A 17,062-nucleotide genomic window follows, 5' to 3' on the forward strand; every position below is an offset into this window, starting at 1 on the left:
AAACAAAGGTGGTTTTAAACGTGAATATAAAACAACCTAACATTATAAGAAATGTAAAACTAACTGAGTCAGATGATGAAGGGGTTTTACTAGATATTGAAAACGGGACCTATTACGGACTTGATGAAGTAGGATTAGATATATGGAAATTGATTGAGCAGAAGAAAGGATTTGATGACATATTGAAAATCATCAGTGAAACGTATAATTCTTCTCATTACGAGGTGATTAGGGATATAGAGATTTTTTTGAAAGAATTAAAAAATAAAGGATTAATTTCGTGGTCATGAGATTAATGAAGATATTCTATTACGTTAAAGCCTTTTTAATAGTTAGACAGATTGACAAGAGCTTAAAAAAAGAAGGGTTCAAACAGGTTTATCACACTTATTTGTCTCCTCCTGCCCCTTTGGATCCTTTAAGGGACATCACAGAAAAAGAATTAAAGTTTATAGAAATGGTACTAGGAGTGGTTGAGAAAGTTTGTTTTCTTTTTTTTGGGAAGGCGAGATGTCTTCATCGGTCAGTTGCGAGTTATCATATTTTTCATAAAAAGGGTATACCAATTGACTTGGTGATCGGCGTAAAAAAGAAACCTTTTACATCACATGCTTGGCTTGAATTTAATGGACAAGTCATTAATGATTCAGAAGATTTTGTTAATGATTTGATACATCAATTTCATACGAAAGAATATAGAAAAATGTGAGGCGGTAGACGATGAGTGGTATTTGCGGTTTATATCATTTGGATAAAAGCCCTGCTGACATAGATTGTTTGAATGAAATGATACGTTCCATTTCATTAATAGGAAATGATCACCAAAATGCATGGGTTGATAAAAATGTGGCACTAGGTAAAACGAGTTTATTTGTTAATACGGAATCAGTGTATGAAAAAAAGATTATAAAGTCAAAATTTAAAAATTATTATATTACTGCAGATTGCCGCATAGATAATCGAAAGGAACTCTATCGAGATCTACATATAAAAAAAGAGTTTCACCGCACATCGGATACAGAGTTAATATTAGGGGCATACGAGAAATGGAAAGAGGATGCTGTAACAAAACTGGAAGGCGATTTTGCCTTTTGTATTTGGGATGCAGAAGAAAAACAGTTATTCTGCGCGAGGGATCCTTTAGGGATTCGGCCATTTTTTTATAAGGTGACAGCCAGTTCATTTCTCTTTTCCTCCATGATTCGGGCTATTCACAAGACCTATCAAGTCAGTGATTGGAATAAAGATTATTTAGCAGACTTCTTATATAGAAAAGGGATACAGTCGGAAGAAGACACACCGTATCTTGGCGTTAAAAGATTGCCAAAGGGGAGTTTCCTTACTCTTAAGAATGGAACACTTCGTATTACGCCTTATTGGAAGCTAGATCCTAAAAAGAAAACAATATATAAAAACCCTCATCATTACATTGAACAATTTCAAGACATTTTTTTTCACTCAGTAAAAGCCCGAATGCGATCAATGACAAATACAGGTGTCTTCATGAGCGGAGGCTTGGACTCGACTTCTATTTATGCAGCAGCTAAACAATATGATGTCGAGCATGTTTATCCGATATCTTGTGTTTTTGATAAATATAAGGATTCTGATGAAAGGTTTTATATCAGCTATGTTCTCGACAAATACAAAGAGAAAAACTATAAATTTGTAAATAGTGATGATCTTTGGATTCTGAAGAATTTTCCTCATTATTCTATTTCAACTGATGAGCCCAGTAAAAATCAACTATCATATGGAATGCTGGCCGAAACATACCGCATGGTCTTACAAAGCAATACTAAAGTTGTCTTAAACGGCTATGCCGGGGATCAGGTTTTTGGTTTTAGCCCTTATTATATTTCTAAATTCATTCGAAATTTTCAATTTTTGAAGCTTTGTAAAGAAACTTCTAAATTAGCGGCCTCATATAATTATACCTTTTCCGGCGCGCTAAAGGAATTTGGGTTCTCCGCACTTAAAGGGAAACATGAGGATCAAACTGTCCTTCTAGATAAGTATTATGATGAAGCAAAAGAAAGACATGAAATGGAAAATCGAATAAAAGATCCTGGGTTAAAAATGATGTACCAGTATATTGAAAGGTCTCAAGGCTTTGGTTTTGCTCAATTTTTTTCCGAATCATTAGGAATTGAAACCAGATATCCATTTTTAAATGTGAAGCTTATCGAATTTATCTTCAGTATTCCATTAGACCAGAAGATTAAAGATGCTCAAACAAAAGTCCTTCTGAGGCAATCAATGAAGGGATATCTTCCTGATGAAGTGCGGAACAGGCAAGACAAGACGTCTAATGATGCCCTAATATTTGCAGGATTAAAAAATGAATGGCCTAGGTTGTTTCCTCAATTGAAACATTTAGTTTTAGAAGAGCTGGGTATCATAAAAGGCAGTAAATTCCGGGATAAAATTGTCGAATACAGGCACGGTGTTTTGAGTAAAGGGATGGATTATTTTGCTGCATTAGCACTTGAATTGTGGCTGCAAAAGCATACGTATCAAAAGGAGGAACATAATGAGCCTTTTCCTGTATAGTATCCCTTTATTAGTTTTGGTAATTGGAGTGATAGTTACAACCAAAAAAATACTTCATACGAAATGGATTTTAAGCCATTTGGTCACTGATACTAAAAAGCTGGATATACTTTTGAAGAATGAGCGTCATATGTTTATATTATTTTTTGATGAGATGACTTGTCGAAATGTCATTAGGAATATGAACATGCTACATAGTGCTTTAAAAGATACTAAAGTTCCCTTTGCCATTATTAATACGCTTGAGAATTACGACTATGAGACAGAAAGCTCTCCGGTGTTTCCGTATGTAGATCACTTTGAAATACAGTATACCCCTACGCTGATATTCGTTAAAAATGGAACAAAACAATCTGTTCACTGTCAAGGGCCAGACCAGTTACAGTTAGAAAAAGTAAATAAGTTTTTATCAGAAACCATCTCAAAAATGAACAGTCACGCTGTATAAGAATCTGGGAGGACTCATGATGTTACTGAATGAGATACTTATGAATGTTTTGTATATAGGAGCAGGTTTTGTTTTCATCAAAAGCAGCATTGGAAAATTAAAAAATCCATATGCTTTTGGAAGGGTTATTGAAAGTTACCATCTGTTTTTCAAAGGAACGTTTACTCTTTTTCTGGCTGCTTTAATAGGTCCGGTTGAACTAGTGGTAGGAATGATGATTATTGCAGAATCATTTCGAGTAGTGGGATTACTCATTGGCATATTGCTGCAACTGATGTTTTTACTGCTGATGTCCTTAAAGCTTAATCAAACTCTGCCGTTCGGCTGTGGCTGTTTTGGATTGCATGCACCCGAAAAGATTTCAGCAAAAAAAGTAATGTTTAACCTGGGATATACAGTATTGTTAGCGGCTCTTATCTCTTTGAATGTTAATGAAGTGATAAGGGAGATGTTACAGTGATGACTACACAAATGAATGGCTCTTTCACTTGGAAACGAGTTTTTTCTCTAGCAGGAAAAAAGTGGGGGCTTCTCTCCTTTATCATTTTTACTATACTTGTCCAGTCTATACTAAGCCCAATTACGCCGATTATTGTTGCTGAAATCATTGATAAAGGCTTTTCAGGGACAAGCAAGTTTGGGTTAGAAAAGTTAATCATGATTCTTCTGGCAATTGGGATATGCCAAATTGTAATGCATGTTGTTCAAGATATCCTCATCACAATTTTCACAAATCAGATTATTTTCAATGTAAGAGAGGGACTTTTCCGTAAACTTTATCAGCAATCTATACGATTTTTCACTGATACGAAAATAGGTGAAATCACCTCACGTTTAACGAACGAGGCTGAAAGTATAGCCAATACAGTCTTTAAACCTATTGTTTATACTTCACAAACAGCATTATCTTTGGTAGTCACTTTCATTGCAATGGTAGCGATTAGCTGGAAGCTTTCGATAGTTATATTGCTTTTGATCCCTTTGTTCTTTCTTCCTATGCCTTTAATTGGGAGATTTGCTTATAAATATAGCAAAAAACTTATTACTAACATTTCCTTCATGAATTCTTTTCTTACAGAAAATATCAGCATTAATGGCGTAATTCTAAATAAGATATTTGGAAGACGCCGGCAAACTTTTGAAACATTTAAGAATGTAGTACTAGAAATCAATAAGCTAACACTAAAACAAAAATTATTAGGCTCTATTTTTGATAATCTGCTCGCTTTAGCAGCTATTATTGCTCCTTTGTTTGTCTACTGGTTTGGAAGACCTGGTGGTCCTTTTGAAATTAGCGCCGGTATGGCAGTTGCATTATCAGGGTACATTGCTTCTCTATTTAATCCCATTCAGGAAGTGGGACGTATCGGCATCATGCTTCAAAGCGCAAAAATTACGTTCGAACGATTTTTTGAATATCTTGATATGAAGCCAGAACTAGAGGAACCAAAAGATCCAATTATTATTCACGATATAAAAGGGAATATCGAATTGCGCGATGTCACGTTTAGTTACAAAAAAGAAGAACAAACACTTAAAAATTTATCGATCCGCATACCGGCAGGTTCAAAAGTTTCAATAGTAGGATTTAGCGGTTCTGGAAAAACAACAATTGCCTATTTATTGACGAGATTATATAAACCGGATAAAGGTGGGGTTTATATAGATGGTCATGATCTAGAGAGAATAAGTTCTGATTATATATCAAAGTATATAGGAATGATTTCTCAAGAAGTGTACTTGCTACATACTTCTATTAAAGAAAATATCATGTTAGGAAATCCAAATGCTTCAATTGAAGAGGTCCATAAAGCGGCGAAACAAGCGTATATACATGAGAAAATTATAGGTTTACCTGATGGTTATGACACGATAGTCGGAGAACGGGGATATAAGCTTTCAGGTGGAGAAAAACAGCGAATTGCGATTGCCAGAGCCATCTTGCAAAACCCTAGTATTCTTATTCTTGATGAAGCCACATCTTCACTTGATTCAAAGTCCCAGTATATTGTGCAAAATGCCTTGAATGAGTTAACAAAAGGCAGAACAGTTATAACGATTGCTCATCGAATGTCTGTCACCCAATCTAGTGATAGGATCTATGTATTAGATAAAGGAGAAATTGTACAAGCCGGAACCCACGAACGGCTCATGGAGGAAGAAGGGCTCTACCGGGAACTATACCATACGCAAAATAATACTGAACTGGCTGAAGTAAACTAAATAATAAGGAGATAAAAATGCGTAAACTACTCATATCTGTATGTCTTTTATTTTTAGTAGGCAGTCTTATTTCCGGGTTTATGTTTTATCAAAAGAAACAAGAAACGATTAAAGCAACAGATAGTTTAATAGAAGATGATCAAAAATCCGGGACAGAGGTTGATCAGCTGATGAACCAATTACAAAATGATCAGAATCAAGACGCATACTTATTATCCTCAGTAGGGCTACTCATATTGAGCGGTATTACAGGAGGGGTTTTATGGATATCGAGAAGGAGGAATGAGCCAAATTGAAACGATTCATCATTCCTTTCAGTATTTTATTTATAGCAGGTATATTTATCTATCAGTTGTTTTTCACTGGAAATGTCACTTCCAATAGCCAGGAAATTAATGCAAATAATTTTGAAGTGAATACAGGATCATCAGAAGGCGATTCAAAAGCTAAGATAAATGTGATTGTATTTTCAGATTATGGATGTCAAGCTTGCAAGATTCTAAATGACGATTTGGTAAACATGAAGTTTAAAGAAAATTATATTGATAAACAGCTTGTAAGGTATATTTTTAAACATATACCAATGGAAGAACATAAAAACGCATACGAATCATCTGCAGCCGCCATTGCAGCAGAAAATCAAGACCGGTTTTGGGATATGAGCAGATTATTATTCGATAATGCGTCTAAATTGGGTAAAACAGATGATCCATCTGATTTATATAAGATGTTAGCTGATCAAATTGGGCTAGATAAAGACGAGTTCAACGATGATTTAGATCATGAGGAAACGAAAGAAGAAATAAGAAAAACAAAAGCAGAATTTAAAAAGTTAGGTTTTCAGGGGACTCCAATTTTAATAATAGGGACAAAAATCATTTATGGAGCTCCATCTGCTAAAGAGTTTAAAGAGACATTAGATTCAGAATTGAAGAAAGTAACTTAGTGTCCAATGCTGTATTCAGCATTAAATATATTAAATTTTATTTATGGGGGAGATATGAAAATGAAAACGTATAGTCAACCTTCTTTAATTGAATTTGGTACAGCAGAAGAGCTTATTCAAGGATGCGGCGGCTGGGGTGTTGAAAACTGGTCAATGGATGATTCTGATTCAAAATATGTATGGATGACTACTGGCGGCCGAAAGCTGTGTATCTGCACTAGCTTATCTGGAACAAAATGCACACCAGTATTGTAATGTAAACAAAATGTAGTACAATTACTTCCTTGCAGCATTGGACAAAAAATATTGGAAAAGGACGTGTACGTTAATGAAAGCATACTCACAACCTTCTTTAATCGAATTCGGTGCAGCAGAAGAGCTTATTCAAGGATGCGGCGGCTGGGGTACAGAAAACTGGACGCTAGATGATTCTGATAGAAAATATGTCTTGGTGACAACGTCAACACGCACAAGTTGTATTTGTACAACAATTAAAGGTGACAGATGTACGCCGTAAGTATAATAAAAAGATAAAGAGCGGTGTGTTAAAATCACCGCTCTTTCTTTATTCTATAACAGAAAGGAAGCAGCAACTATGAAAAAAACGTTATTGCTCATTGGAATTGTACTGTCTACTTATCTCTTGATAAGTAAGTGGAGTACAGGGTCAGTTTACTTTTGTCCGACAAATGGGTGTGATGCTGTGAACAATAGTAAATATTCTATGATTGGGAATGTGCCGGTATCATTAATTGGTATAGTAGGATATGTGATGCTTTTTAATATCGAGATGTTAAATATGAATAAAAGGCTAAAACATAAATTGCTGCTTTTTCTGACAGCTATCGGCTGGTTGTTTTCTATCTACTTAATGTATGTATCCTTATTTTATATTCAAGCTCTATGCTTTTATTGTATGCTTTCGTTTACAGTTATTTCTTTATTATTCTTTCTTTATATTAAGCAGCAGTCAAAAGAACATTTGAAAATGAATCATGATTTATGAGGTAAAGGCAAATACAGTTTGAAAACGGCCCCTTGCTTATGGTGGTTTTCTGCCGTAATTTGACCTCCATGCACTTCTAAAATTTCTTTACTTATTGCTAAGCCCAATCCGGCTCCTCCTGTTTTTCGATTGCGAGAACTTTCTCCTCTGTAGAGCGGCGTAAAAATCTGGTCTAACTCAGACTCATGCAGCCCTTTTCCTTTATCCCGAATGGCAATGACAGCATATTTTTTCTCTTCAAACAGCGAAACATAAATGTCACTGTTTTCAAAAGAAAATCTTATCGCATTGTCTACTATGTTGTAAAAAGCTCTGGAAAAAAGTCTGGGATCTGCATAAACAAATGTATTAGCTTCAGGAATTGATTTTATGAGACGAATTCCCTTTTCCTCTAATATTGCAGAGTAACCGTTCAAGTAATCGTCAAGTAAACGGTTTAGATTTACATACTCTACATTTGGTTTTTCTTTATAAAATTCTAGCTTCGTATACGAGAATAGGTCTGACACTAAATGATTCAACATATCCGCTTTATTTCTGCATGTCAGAATGTATTTCTTTGCTTTTTCAGGGTTTTGGTGTATTTGCTTTTCTATTATTTCTAGATATCCCCGAATTGTAAATATTGGGGTTCGTAAATCATGAACGATAGAAGCAATAAACAATTTTCTTTCGTTTTCAAGAGATTGTTGTTTGGCTAATGATGTCTTTAGCTGCAGCTGCATGGACTTAAACCCGTTTGATACTTCATGAATTTCTGTCACACGTGAAGAAGGAAGAGAAAAATTGAAATCCTGCTTTGAAATGAGCTGAGATGTTTTCTCCAGTGCTATCAATGGAATTAACACATGTTTATTCATAAACCATGCAGCTGTCACAAAAAGCATCAGGAGAACAAATAATGCGATGAACACCCCTCCATACTGTTCTAGAAAACTGTTTTCATGGCCATCGAAAGCTTGCAGGGCAGGCCTTTTATCTTGAACATATAAAATGCCTGCGAGTTTTTTTTTCTTATATACATAATATTCTTCAAGAAGAAAGTTTGTACTTCCAACTGAGTAATCTGCTGTTTGCCCTATTTTTGTAATCTGATGATTATGTGGTTCTTCTACTGTTGAAAATAAGACTTTTTGATCTTTGTTCAGCAAACGTATCCCTATATGAAGCTCATCAGTTTTAGAACGTATTTGTTTTTGCCACTCTTTTTTGTTCCAATTTTCCGGCTCACTTAGAATGTTTTGTTGCAGCCAAGGCATTATATCCTCTATTTCAATAGAATTTGTTTTTGATTCATTATAAAAATGGACGGCCATTTTTGTAGTAAGTATGGGGAGCAAAATAAATGCAATAATGAAGAGAAACAGCCATTTTTTTATTGTCATTCTTCTTTTTTTATGCCCCTTTAACATGTTTAGGCTCCCTCCGCAAATTTGTATCCGACACCCCAGACAGTTAGTATCCAGCGTGGTTGAGAGGGGGTTTCTTCAATTTTTTCTCTGATTCTAGCGATAAATACCCTTACTGTATGCGGGTCACTATAATGCTCTCCCCATATAAGTTGGATAATTTGATCGTGCGTAAATACTTGATGGGGATGTCTGCTAAGCAGAGATAATAAGTCAAATTCCTTTGAGGTTAGGGAGACTTTTCTTCCGTGTTTATGTACTTCACGGGATAAGTAATCAATTGTAAGGCCGTTGAATGAGTGTCCGGGTTTTTGCTGTCCGGAACGCCGTCTCACTGCTTTGATTCTGGCTACAATCTCACCTGGTGTTGCCGTTTTTACAATATAATCATCACCGCCGACACTTAATCCTCTGATTTTATCGGTTGGATCCTCTTTGGCGCTTAAAAATAAGATAGGGACATCCTTTACTTCTCTTACTTTCTTGCATATCGTAAAGCCTGATTCCCCCGGCATCATTACATCCAGTAGGATACAGTCGACCTCTTGTTTGTTGACAATGGAGAGGGCTTGTTCTCCATTAAATGCTGTTAGGACATTGTAATTCTCGATCTCCAGAAAGTCTTTCATCAGTTCAATAATTTCCGCATCATCATCGACGACTAAAATAGTTTCTTTCATTATCGACATTCCTTTCTGTTTTGTTCCTGAATAACATTATGACGGTTTTTTTGTAATTGCGGAATATGCATAAATAAATCTTGATATTTTATTGATATTTTATTAACGCCCTATTGAGTTTAATTATTTAAAATGAATTTGAAATATAAAATGAGGTGAAAAACATGAGAACTTCAGTCCTTCAAACCAAAAAGTTATCAAAGTCATATGGAGAGGGCGCAAACCAATTTTTTGCACTGAAAAATATTGATTTGGATATAAAAAAAGGTGAATTTACAGCTATTATGGGTCCTAGTGGTTCTGGAAAGTCTACGTTATTAAATATGCTGTCAGGGCTAGATAAACCAACTTCAGGAGAAGTCACACTAGACGGTATTCATTTATCTCATTGTAATGAGTCCCAAATTACACAACTCAGAAGAGATAATATCGGTTTTATTTTTCAGTTGTTTAATTTGATTCCTGTGCTTACAGCAGAGGAGAATGTGACGCTGCCTATACTCCTTGCTGGAAAGAAAGATAAGTCTGTAAATAAAAAGGCAAATGATTTGCTGCAATTATTAGGGATTGGAAGACTCGCTTCTTCTTATCCGTCCGAGATGTCAGGAGGACAGCAGCAGCGGGTTGCAATTGCAAGAGCGCTTATTATGGAACCTAGTATCGTATTAGCAGATGAACCAACTGGAAGTCTTGATACAAAAACTGGTAATGATATTTTAACAATTCTTCGACACTTTTGCGATACGAAAAACCAATCGCTTATCATGGTGACGCATGATGCAAATGTGGCTTCACATGCTCATCGGATTGTATTTATGAAGGATGGGGAATTAGCAGGAGATATTCAGCTGACTGCGACTCCTAAAGTGAATTTAAGCCATATCACTAAAAGATTAGAGGATGTATACGCATGAAATTAACTGCTCAATTAGCTTGGCGATTTTTAAAAGCAAGAAGAGCCAGGTCTTTATTTGCTGTGATCGGTATTAGTCTTGGAGTTATGCTGCTCATTATTTCGCAAATCATGATGGCAACTTTAGAACAATCAAATGAGAAATCAGTATTGGAAAAGTACGGTAATTTCGATTTAATTTCAGGTTATAACGGTTCAACCAAAAAACTGAGTGCGAACGATCTGCAAACGATAAAAGGATTTCCAGATGTAAATCAAATAACACCGATGCTTTTTCCGTATGCAAGCGAAAATATGCCAGCAGCTGTTGCAGCCCAGCCTGTTTATATAGGCTTTAAACATAATCAATTGGCTATGGAGCACCCGCTGGTTTCCATTGATAAAGGTGAATTTCCGCAGTCTAAGGAAGTGGTGATCCCGGCTCGATATGCAAAATCTAAGGGATTGGATATTCATTCTGAAATTAGTTTACCTTTTCCTCCAGGGAAAGATGTAAAAGTACGTGTTTCAGGTATTTTGAATGAAAGAGAACAATTAAATAATATCTTCATTTTTGATTATGATTGGATCGCAGCACAAACTCATAATCAAAATAAAGCAACGGCAGTCATGATGAAATTGGATCAATCAGCAGATAAACAAAAAGTGATAGAGGATTTAAAGGAGCATTTTGAAGGTATATCCATTGATAAACGCAAGGCGATGATGACAGAGAAAGAACAACTGGGTGGGTTAAAACCCATTGTCAATGGTTTATCAATTACAGTCTTGTTAGGCAGCCTTTTAATCGTAGTCAGTACATTGCAAATGTCAGTTCAAGAAAGACAAAAAGAATTAGCAACATTAAGACTATTAGGGGGAAAGCCTGCCCAATTGTTTTATATGGTCATCTGGGAGGCTTTGCTGATAGGTATTATGGCTGCATTATTGGGAACGGTTACAGGTACTGTACTATGTTACTCCTTGTCCAATATTGCTGAACAATTTATAGGCTATTCCATCCAATCAATATCAATCCCGGCAATAAGTATAATCATTTCGTTTTTTGGAAGCATTCTTTTGACTGTATTAGCAGCAACAATACCAGCTTTATCGACTAGCAGACTTTCTCCTATAGCTGCATACAGCCAAAAAATTAGTGAAAGTAAAGCAGATTCAAAAAGAACCATTATCGCTCTGACCATGATTTTGCTCTTGCTGGCAATTATGACATTTTCAGTGCATAAAAGTGGAGGAAGTGGAAGCTTCAGTATTCTGTTGGGTGTATCATTTGTACTCATCATGTTTGTGATGACTCCTGTAATATTGAGGATCATTGTAACGGTACTTACTTTTCTCTTAAGGCCGTTTTATCAAATGGAAAGCATGATTGCCGGAAGAAATGCTCTGAAAAGGATGAGAAGAAGTCAGCAAATTGCCAGAGTATTAACGTTAGCAGTTATTGTTGGATTAGTTGGGTTTATGATTTTGCAAGCTGTTGTCAGTCAAACAGAAAAAACAATATCAAAACAATATCCGCTTGATTATGTAATACAGGCTACCGAAGCCTCATATGAACCAGGTTTCTCTTCTTCTATTATAAAACAACTTGATAATACGAACGGAGTTGAAGCAATTCCAGTCCAAACAAGCATATTAACACATACTATAAATTTAGATATAAAAAGAGTAGATTCAAACTGGAACGGGCAATTTATGACGATAAACGGAAAAAAAGAAATTTTAACGAGTGTGGGCGGACTGAATTTGGAAAAAGTACAAAACATCATTCCTTTTGACATTGTGAAAGGCCGGATTGATCATCTTAGAGATTATGAAGCAGTCATTACAAAACAATTCTCTGAGGACATTGGGTTCCGAGTTGGAGATGTAGTCACATTGGAACCAGATGATTTAAGTGAAGTTTCTGGCAAGAAGCCATTTACATTACGTGTTGTCGGTGTGGTTGATGAAGTACCTATTTTGCCTGATGAAGATTTGAGATTCTTTACTAATGAGAATACATTAAACGAGTTATTTCATCTTCAAAAAACAGAACAAATATTTTTTAATATTAAGGATCAAAGTGAAAAAGGTCATATAAAGGCGAGTATTGAGAAATTGCTGGAAAACCCACAATATCAAGATACCATTTTGTATGATAGAAAAGAAGAAATGGATAAATTTTATCAACAGTACAAACAGCGCATTGTATTATTGGGAAGCAGCGTGTTTATCATCACCTTAATTGCTCTTGTTGGCTTAATGAATAGTATGGCAAGCAATTTAAGGGAAAGTAAAAAGGAGTTTGCGATGATGAGAGCAATAGGAGGTAAGCCATGGCAAATTGTTCGACTCGCTTTATATGAAGGGATTGTTATTTCTGTAGCGGGAAGTATAATGGGGTTAATTTCAAGTATCGTATTGGGTTACAACTTATTATCAGCTTTAGATGTAAATAATCTTGAAATTCCGTATATGGTCATCCTTATCATATTATTAATAAGTCCGTTACTCGGGATTTTATCTACTCTTCCTTCTGCCTTGTGGCTTTCAAAAAGTAATTTAATTAGAGCAGTCTTTGAAGATTAATTTTAAAAAACATCTGATTTAGCTTCCTTTATTTGAATTAAAAGTTAGAAAATTAAACAGGTGCAGCAAGCGCTGCACCTGTTTTTATTCATGAATCGCATCCAAATGTTTCACCGTTATATTTCTGAATGAGGCTGTGCCGCCTTCAGAATAAAGAGTCATGCCTTTATCTTCAGGTTTTGGGAACACTTCATTTGAAAAAACGGTTTTCCCGTCGCCGACAAATACTTCTATCGTTGTTTTATCGACAAGAATTTTCAAATGCGCCTTCTGTTTGCTTACATCGTAAGGAGCTTGGCTTTCAACATAAGTATTGCTTTTGTCAGGCTGATTTGTGGCCGCTCTGTTGACATATGCATAGCCGCCTTCGGCAAAAATGCCGACATCAATATGGCGTTTTTGGTCTTCCGATTCTCTTAGTCTGACGCCTGCATTTTTCAGCTCTGACCAAGAAAGATCCATATCAAGCTGGTACGTATCACCTGTGATCGACAGTGTTTTTGATCCGTTCACATCTTGATCCTCTACTTTGTCAGTTGAAACGGTCAGCTGCTCCAAAGCTTCGGTCGGCTGTGAGACGAGGCTGTATATGCCATCTTCCTCCCGCAGCCGGAGTTCACGTATGACAGAATCTGTGCCGTTAAAGCCATTCTTCATTGTCGGTGTGTTGTTGGCGTAATCCCAATTGTTCATCCAGGCAAGCGCATAACGCTTTTCTAATGGATCTGTGCTTTTACCGTCTTCGAACGTCACCCCGCCGTACCAGTCAAAGCCGTAGTCAAGCCATTGCGGTGCGGTTTGATCCGCTGTAAATTCTTTTCCGTCGAAGCCTCCGGTCCAGTAGGCGTACGTATTTGGTTTGCCCCACGGTTTGCCGTTCGCGCTGGCGCCGAGAACCCACTTATTCGTTCCATCGCTTGCCCGCATCATGTAGAGGTCGGGGCATTCCAAAATTCCCGCCTGCTCTGCGAAGAATCCGCTTGTGTAACGCCAGTCCTTTAGATTATCGGATTCATAAAAGCCGATTTTTGTTCCTTCAGCCATGACCATTACCCATTTGTTGTCCTGGTCATCCCATATGACTTTCGGGTCTCTGAAGTCGTCTGTGCCCGGATTAGGCATAATAGGGTTATCACTGTAAGGCTTGAATGATTTTCCTTTGTCTGTGCTGTACCACAAATGTTGCTCCTGCTTTTTGTCTTTGGCTGAAGGCTGTGTCACAATCGCGACAAGCGCGTTTTTTCCGAATCCGGCTGTGTTTTCTTTATCGATCACGACAGAACCGGTCCAAATGTCGCCGTCTGGATTTGTATATTTCGGAATCGCCACGCCTTCATCAGTCCAATGCACCAAATCCTCTGATACGGCATGGCGCCATTCTGTGCCGTTACCTTTTGGGTAATCTCGGTTATACAGATAGAAATAATGGTACTGTCCATCAAAATAGATCGGTTTTTGGGGATCATTTTTCCATTTATCTGGCGTCGTAAAATGATATGCCGCCCGGTAGTTCGGCTTAAGTGTTGATTTAGTTTTTTTGACAGGTTCTTCGTTTGGCAATAAGTTGATAAACAGCAATATTCCTAAAAAGGTCAGGAATACGGTTAGCCATTTGCCTGTTTTTTTATAGTTCATATGGGATTCACCTTTATGATGTTGATAAGAAATAAAAGAAAATGCCAATAGGATATCGGCATTTTCTTTTGCGTTTTTATTTGTTAACTGTCAATTGTCCTTGTTCAAGGATGCTGTCTTTTACAACAGATGTTTTCTTGCCTTTGATGTTCAACAGGAAGCTTGGTGCAAATGTTGATTGTTTGTCTGCATAGAAGCCTCTGTTTGTCATGTAGCTTGTAATCACGACATTGTTTCCTTCAGCTTGAGGCACAGCGAAGTGTGAATAAGTAAAGGTTACATCGTTAGGATCAAGATCCATTTTTAACACAAGGCCTGTTTTGTTCAGCGGCTTGTATGGGCCAGTTAAGGAATCTGAAACATAACCAAGCATGTAAATGTCATTAGATGTGATGCCGTCGATTGTCATTTTTGATCCGCGGGAGTCTGTGAACAGATACCATTTGCCATTCATTTTAAAGACGTTCGCGCGTTCGATTTCATCTGTGACTGTGTTAGATGCAATCAGCGGTTTCATCACTTTTTTCAGAGTGTAGTCATCGTTTAGCTCAATGATGCCGAGCGCGCCGTTTGCTAATTCAGCCGTGCGTTTTTTATCGCTTTGCAGAAGCTTTTTACTTTCTTGACGGAAGAATGATGTGCTTTTGCCATAGTATGCTTTGTTAAATAAAGATTCTTCGCCTTGGTAGCCATCTTCAGTTCCAGTGTTTGCTTCAAATACTAAGTATTTGTGGCCTTTATCTTCTACGTAGTGAGGATCTCTCAGCGTATGGTTATCACCTGAGCTGTAGTTGCCTTCATCGATAAACTGCTGTACATTTTGATATGTTTTGCCGTCACCGTCAAAGATTGATTTATAATCCTCTACACCGTTGATGTTCAGAGAGCTGTCTGACGTTGATACGTTAACTTGTGCAGTTGTCAGTGTTTGTTTACCGTAATGTTTACCGGAGAAATCAGTGTAGAATAAACGGATTTTTCCGTCAGATGTAAATGTAGCTGAACCAGACCATTCTTGTGTTTGTTCTTTCAGGATTGAATCATTTGCATCGAATTTGTCGCTGTCTTTAAAGACGCGGCCAGCGTTTTTCCAGCTATCAATAGAAGTTTCGCCGACTTTTTGATAGAACATGTAAATAGATGTATCATCCGCATTTTTAGGGTCTCCGGCTAATGCAAAGACGATGTGGTAGCCGTGATAGTTTGCGACTGTGCCATCAGCGTTTTGTAATGGCCAGCTGTCCCAAACGTCCAGGCCTTTTGCAGAAGAGATATTTTTAATTGTGGACGGATCGAATTCAGGCACTTGATATTTTTCATTTTTTTGCTGTTCAGGGATTTGCAGCATATCATGGCGGGTGATATGGGTAATGCCATACGTTTCCTTATACGGTTTTTGGTTCGTTTCTTTCGCAAACGCTTGAGTTGCGCCTCCTGCCAGCAGTGCAGTAGTAAAGGTTAATACTGTTGCTTGTTTTGCAAACTTTTTGATGTTCATCGTTCATGTCTCCTTTTTGTATGTACTGTGTTAGCGGTCTGCTTCTTCCGGCCCTCCTGTTTGAAGATGGCAGGTCAGTTACGCACAATAAAAAAAGACCTAAAATATGTAAGGGGTGACGCCAAAGAATACACTTTGCCCTTTACACATTTTAGGTCTTGCCTGCTTTATCAGTAACAAACCTGCGTGATTTACTTTTCGACATCATTCTATTAGACTCTCGTTTGGATTACAACTGGTCTATTTTCCTCTTTTGTTTGATAGAATATCATAAAGGGATTTAAAAGTTACAGGTCTAAAGAACTAATACGGATGGCTATTTCTTTTCATTCTCTGTATTTTTTATAACGCCTGATGCATGGGCATAAAGTTACCTTTTGAGTGATGATTCAGAAAATGATCATCCTTGTTGAACCATGCCTTGAAATTAATCTTGGATCAAAAGCCAGTAATTCGTTTTGGGAACTTGCTGCTGTCATTTCTATTTTTGAGCACAGTCGGGCAGATACCGTTTCAATGTCAGTAACGACCAATATAATAATGTATTGGTTAGCCAACAAATGATAGAAGCGAAAGATTTTTAAGGAGGAAAAAGTCATGCCGCCACGGCCATCAAAATGGATTAAGAGGAACGAACGACCGGAACCTCTTTTATCACCAAGTGTCATGCAAGGCAGATATGGAAACACCCCAACCTCTCAACAAAACCAGTCCTTCGTACCAATTACTAACCAGCCTATTTCTGCTTTCAGAGCCACGAGCAATATGAATTTGCCAGTGGCTGCAAATGCAGCTAGCGGAGTCTTATTTCAAAATGAGCAATTTGATTTGGCGAATGAATATAACCCCGACACATCTACATTTTCACCGAGAACAGCAGGCGTATATTCTCTTAATGCATCAGTTGAGTTTCAAGCGAATGCGAATGTTGACTTCAACTTAGAAGTCGTATTTCTCGTGAATCAAGATGTAGTAGGCGGAAATAATGAAACTCAAGCAGGGAATCTCCCGGCAGTCGTAGCCATTACGGAAATTCTTCAGTTAAACGCCGGAGATACGGTGACAGTTGCAATGAGAAGTACGGCCGCCGGTACAATTCAAGCGACTACGAGAACTCGTTTTGCAGCCGCTAGAGTTCCTTCTCTGACTTCGTAAAAAGGGGATATTTGATTCATGTAGA

General features: G+C 37.2%; 18 protein-coding genes. 14 read left to right on the forward strand and 4 right to left on the reverse strand.

What is annotated here, in order from left to right; all coding sequences use genetic code 11:
- Nucleotides 1–20: 20 nt before the first annotated feature.
- The 11 genes from AC4CV5_RS03595 (at nucleotide 21) to AC4CV5_RS03645 (ending at nucleotide 7,176) form a co-directional block, all read left to right on the forward strand.
- The gene (locus AC4CV5_RS03595) at nucleotides 21–290 is read left to right on the forward strand and encodes a PqqD family protein (RefSeq protein ID WP_166848078.1); all 270 of its coding nucleotides are present in this window, start codon (nucleotides 21–23) and stop codon (nucleotides 288–290) included.
- Nucleotides 287–709, forward strand: coding sequence for a lasso peptide biosynthesis B2 protein (locus AC4CV5_RS03600; RefSeq protein WP_044445624.1), 423 nt, complete (start codon nucleotides 287–289; stop codon nucleotides 707–709). The genes AC4CV5_RS03595 and AC4CV5_RS03600 overlap by 4 nt, the downstream gene beginning before the upstream one ends.
- Before the next feature lie 11 nt (nucleotides 710–720).
- On the forward strand, nucleotides 721–2,553 hold the full coding sequence (locus tag AC4CV5_RS03605) for an asparagine synthetase B family protein (protein ID WP_166848081.1): 1,833 nt from the start codon (nucleotides 721–723) through the stop codon (nucleotides 2,551–2,553).
- Nucleotides 2,534–3,001, forward strand: a complete 468-nt coding sequence (locus AC4CV5_RS03610; RefSeq protein WP_166848085.1) for a hypothetical protein — start codon at nucleotides 2,534–2,536, stop codon at nucleotides 2,999–3,001. Before AC4CV5_RS03605 ends, AC4CV5_RS03610 begins: the two co-directional genes overlap by 20 nt.
- Before the next feature lie 19 nt (nucleotides 3,002–3,020).
- Nucleotides 3,021–3,461 carry a MauE/DoxX family redox-associated membrane protein gene (locus tag AC4CV5_RS03615; protein ID WP_175271361.1) on the forward strand — a complete coding sequence of 147 codons (441 nt, stop codon included), beginning with the start codon at nucleotides 3,021–3,023 and terminating at the stop codon, nucleotides 3,459–3,461.
- The gene (locus AC4CV5_RS03620; protein ID WP_175271360.1) at nucleotides 3,461–5,224 is read left to right on the forward strand and encodes an ABC transporter ATP-binding protein; all 1,764 of its coding nucleotides are present in this window, start codon (nucleotides 3,461–3,463) and stop codon (nucleotides 5,222–5,224) included. The genes AC4CV5_RS03615 and AC4CV5_RS03620 overlap by 1 nt, the downstream gene beginning before the upstream one ends.
- Nucleotides 5,225–5,241: 17 nt before the next feature.
- Entirely contained in the window at nucleotides 5,242–5,520 is a 279-nt protein-coding gene (locus AC4CV5_RS03625) for a hypothetical protein (RefSeq protein WP_044445620.1), read from the forward strand.
- On the forward strand, nucleotides 5,517–6,170 hold the full coding sequence (locus tag AC4CV5_RS03630; RefSeq protein WP_166848097.1) for a DsbA family protein: 654 nt from the start codon (nucleotides 5,517–5,519) through the stop codon (nucleotides 6,168–6,170). Before AC4CV5_RS03625 ends, AC4CV5_RS03630 begins: the two co-directional genes overlap by 4 nt.
- Nucleotides 6,171–6,230: 60 nt before the next feature.
- Nucleotides 6,231–6,425 (forward strand): hypothetical protein, encoded by a 195-nt coding sequence (locus AC4CV5_RS03635; protein WP_044445618.1) that lies wholly within the window; start codon nucleotides 6,231–6,233, stop codon nucleotides 6,423–6,425.
- A gap of 73 nt (nucleotides 6,426–6,498) precedes the next feature.
- Nucleotides 6,499–6,687 (forward strand): hypothetical protein, encoded by a 189-nt coding sequence (locus AC4CV5_RS03640; RefSeq protein WP_044445617.1) that lies wholly within the window; start codon nucleotides 6,499–6,501, stop codon nucleotides 6,685–6,687.
- A gap of 78 nt (nucleotides 6,688–6,765) precedes the next feature.
- Nucleotides 6,766–7,176, forward strand: coding sequence for a vitamin K epoxide reductase family protein (locus AC4CV5_RS03645; RefSeq protein ID WP_052500088.1), 411 nt, complete (start codon nucleotides 6,766–6,768; stop codon nucleotides 7,174–7,176).
- Here AC4CV5_RS03645 and AC4CV5_RS03650 read toward each other — a convergent pair.
- Together AC4CV5_RS03650 and AC4CV5_RS03655 are read right to left on the reverse strand one after the other, a co-directional pair.
- Nucleotides 7,164–8,588 (reverse strand): sensor histidine kinase, encoded by a 1,425-nt coding sequence (locus AC4CV5_RS03650; RefSeq protein WP_490922091.1) that lies wholly within the window; start codon nucleotides 8,586–8,588, stop codon nucleotides 7,164–7,166. The two genes, AC4CV5_RS03645 and AC4CV5_RS03650, sit on opposite strands and share 13 nt — an antisense overlap.
- Before the next feature lie 2 nt (nucleotides 8,589–8,590).
- The gene (locus AC4CV5_RS03655; RefSeq protein WP_166848103.1) at nucleotides 8,591–9,265 is read right to left on the reverse strand and encodes a response regulator transcription factor; all 675 of its coding nucleotides are present in this window, start codon (nucleotides 9,263–9,265) and stop codon (nucleotides 8,591–8,593) included.
- A 164-nt stretch (nucleotides 9,266–9,429) separates the two neighbouring features.
- Between AC4CV5_RS03655 and AC4CV5_RS03660 the strand changes: the two genes are divergently transcribed.
- The gene (locus AC4CV5_RS03660; protein WP_166848106.1) at nucleotides 9,430–10,179 is read left to right on the forward strand and encodes an ABC transporter ATP-binding protein; all 750 of its coding nucleotides are present in this window, start codon (nucleotides 9,430–9,432) and stop codon (nucleotides 10,177–10,179) included.
- The gene (locus AC4CV5_RS03665) at nucleotides 10,176–12,749 is read left to right on the forward strand and encodes an FtsX-like permease family protein (RefSeq protein WP_166848109.1); all 2,574 of its coding nucleotides are present in this window, start codon (nucleotides 10,176–10,178) and stop codon (nucleotides 12,747–12,749) included. Before AC4CV5_RS03660 ends, AC4CV5_RS03665 begins: the two co-directional genes overlap by 4 nt.
- A gap of 84 nt (nucleotides 12,750–12,833) precedes the next feature.
- On the opposite strand, the gene AC4CV5_RS03670 is transcribed toward AC4CV5_RS03665, so the two are convergent.
- Nucleotides 12,834–14,384 (reverse strand): glycoside hydrolase family 32 protein, encoded by a 1,551-nt coding sequence (locus tag AC4CV5_RS03670; protein ID WP_490922092.1) that lies wholly within the window; start codon nucleotides 14,382–14,384, stop codon nucleotides 12,834–12,836.
- Between the two features lie 76 nt (nucleotides 14,385–14,460).
- Complete coding sequence (gene sacB, locus AC4CV5_RS03675) at nucleotides 14,461–15,882, reverse strand: levansucrase (RefSeq protein WP_490922093.1); 1,422 nt, start codon at nucleotides 15,880–15,882, stop codon at nucleotides 14,461–14,463.
- Between the two features lie 597 nt (nucleotides 15,883–16,479).
- Here sacB and AC4CV5_RS03680 point away from each other — a divergent pair.
- Nucleotides 16,480–17,037: a C1q-like domain-containing protein gene (locus AC4CV5_RS03680; RefSeq protein ID WP_166848131.1), complete on the forward strand. Its 558-nt coding sequence runs from the start codon at nucleotides 16,480–16,482 to the stop codon at nucleotides 17,035–17,037.
- Nucleotides 17,038–17,062 lie beyond the last annotated feature (25 nt).

The sequence above is a fragment of the Bacillus sp. NS1 genome, from assembly GCF_058248265.1.

Excerpts from the sequence above, each read along its gene's own strand:
- AC4CV5_RS03600 (WP_044445624.1), top strand. The coding sequence starts at position 287 with ATGAGATTAATGAAGATATTCTATTACGTTAAAGCCTTTTTAATAGTT.
- AC4CV5_RS03605 (WP_166848081.1), top strand. The coding sequence starts at position 721 with ATGAGTGGTATTTGCGGTTTATATCATTTGGATAAAAGCCCTGCTGAC.
- AC4CV5_RS03610 (WP_166848085.1), top strand. The coding sequence starts at position 2,534 with ATGAGCCTTTTCCTGTATAGTATCCCTTTATTAGTTTTGGTAATTGGA.
- AC4CV5_RS03615 (WP_175271361.1), top strand. The coding sequence starts at position 3,021 with ATGTTACTGAATGAGATACTTATGAATGTTTTGTATATAGGAGCAGGT.
- AC4CV5_RS03620 (WP_175271360.1), top strand. The coding sequence starts at position 3,461 with ATGACTACACAAATGAATGGCTCTTTCACTTGGAAACGAGTTTTTTCT.
- AC4CV5_RS03625 (WP_044445620.1), top strand. The coding sequence starts at position 5,242 with ATGCGTAAACTACTCATATCTGTATGTCTTTTATTTTTAGTAGGCAGT.
- AC4CV5_RS03635 (WP_044445618.1), top strand. The coding sequence starts at position 6,231 with ATGAAAACGTATAGTCAACCTTCTTTAATTGAATTTGGTACAGCAGAA.
- AC4CV5_RS03640 (WP_044445617.1), top strand. The coding sequence starts at position 6,499 with ATGAAAGCATACTCACAACCTTCTTTAATCGAATTCGGTGCAGCAGAA.
- AC4CV5_RS03645 (WP_052500088.1), top strand. The coding sequence starts at position 6,766 with ATGAAAAAAACGTTATTGCTCATTGGAATTGTACTGTCTACTTATCTC.
- AC4CV5_RS03650 (WP_490922091.1), bottom strand. The coding sequence starts at position 8,588 with ATGTTAAAGGGGCATAAAAAAAGAAGAATGACAATAAAAAAATGGCTG.
- AC4CV5_RS03655 (WP_166848103.1), bottom strand. The coding sequence starts at position 9,265 with ATGAAAGAAACTATTTTAGTCGTCGATGATGATGCGGAAATTATTGAA.
- AC4CV5_RS03660 (WP_166848106.1), top strand. The coding sequence starts at position 9,430 with ATGAGAACTTCAGTCCTTCAAACCAAAAAGTTATCAAAGTCATATGGA.
- AC4CV5_RS03665 (WP_166848109.1), top strand. The coding sequence starts at position 10,176 with ATGAAATTAACTGCTCAATTAGCTTGGCGATTTTTAAAAGCAAGAAGA.
- AC4CV5_RS03670 (WP_490922092.1), bottom strand. The coding sequence starts at position 14,384 with ATGAACTATAAAAAAACAGGCAAATGGCTAACCGTATTCCTGACCTTT.
- sacB (WP_490922093.1), bottom strand. The coding sequence starts at position 15,882 with ATGAACATCAAAAAGTTTGCAAAACAAGCAACAGTATTAACCTTTACT.
- AC4CV5_RS03680 (WP_166848131.1), top strand. The coding sequence starts at position 16,480 with ATGCCGCCACGGCCATCAAAATGGATTAAGAGGAACGAACGACCGGAA.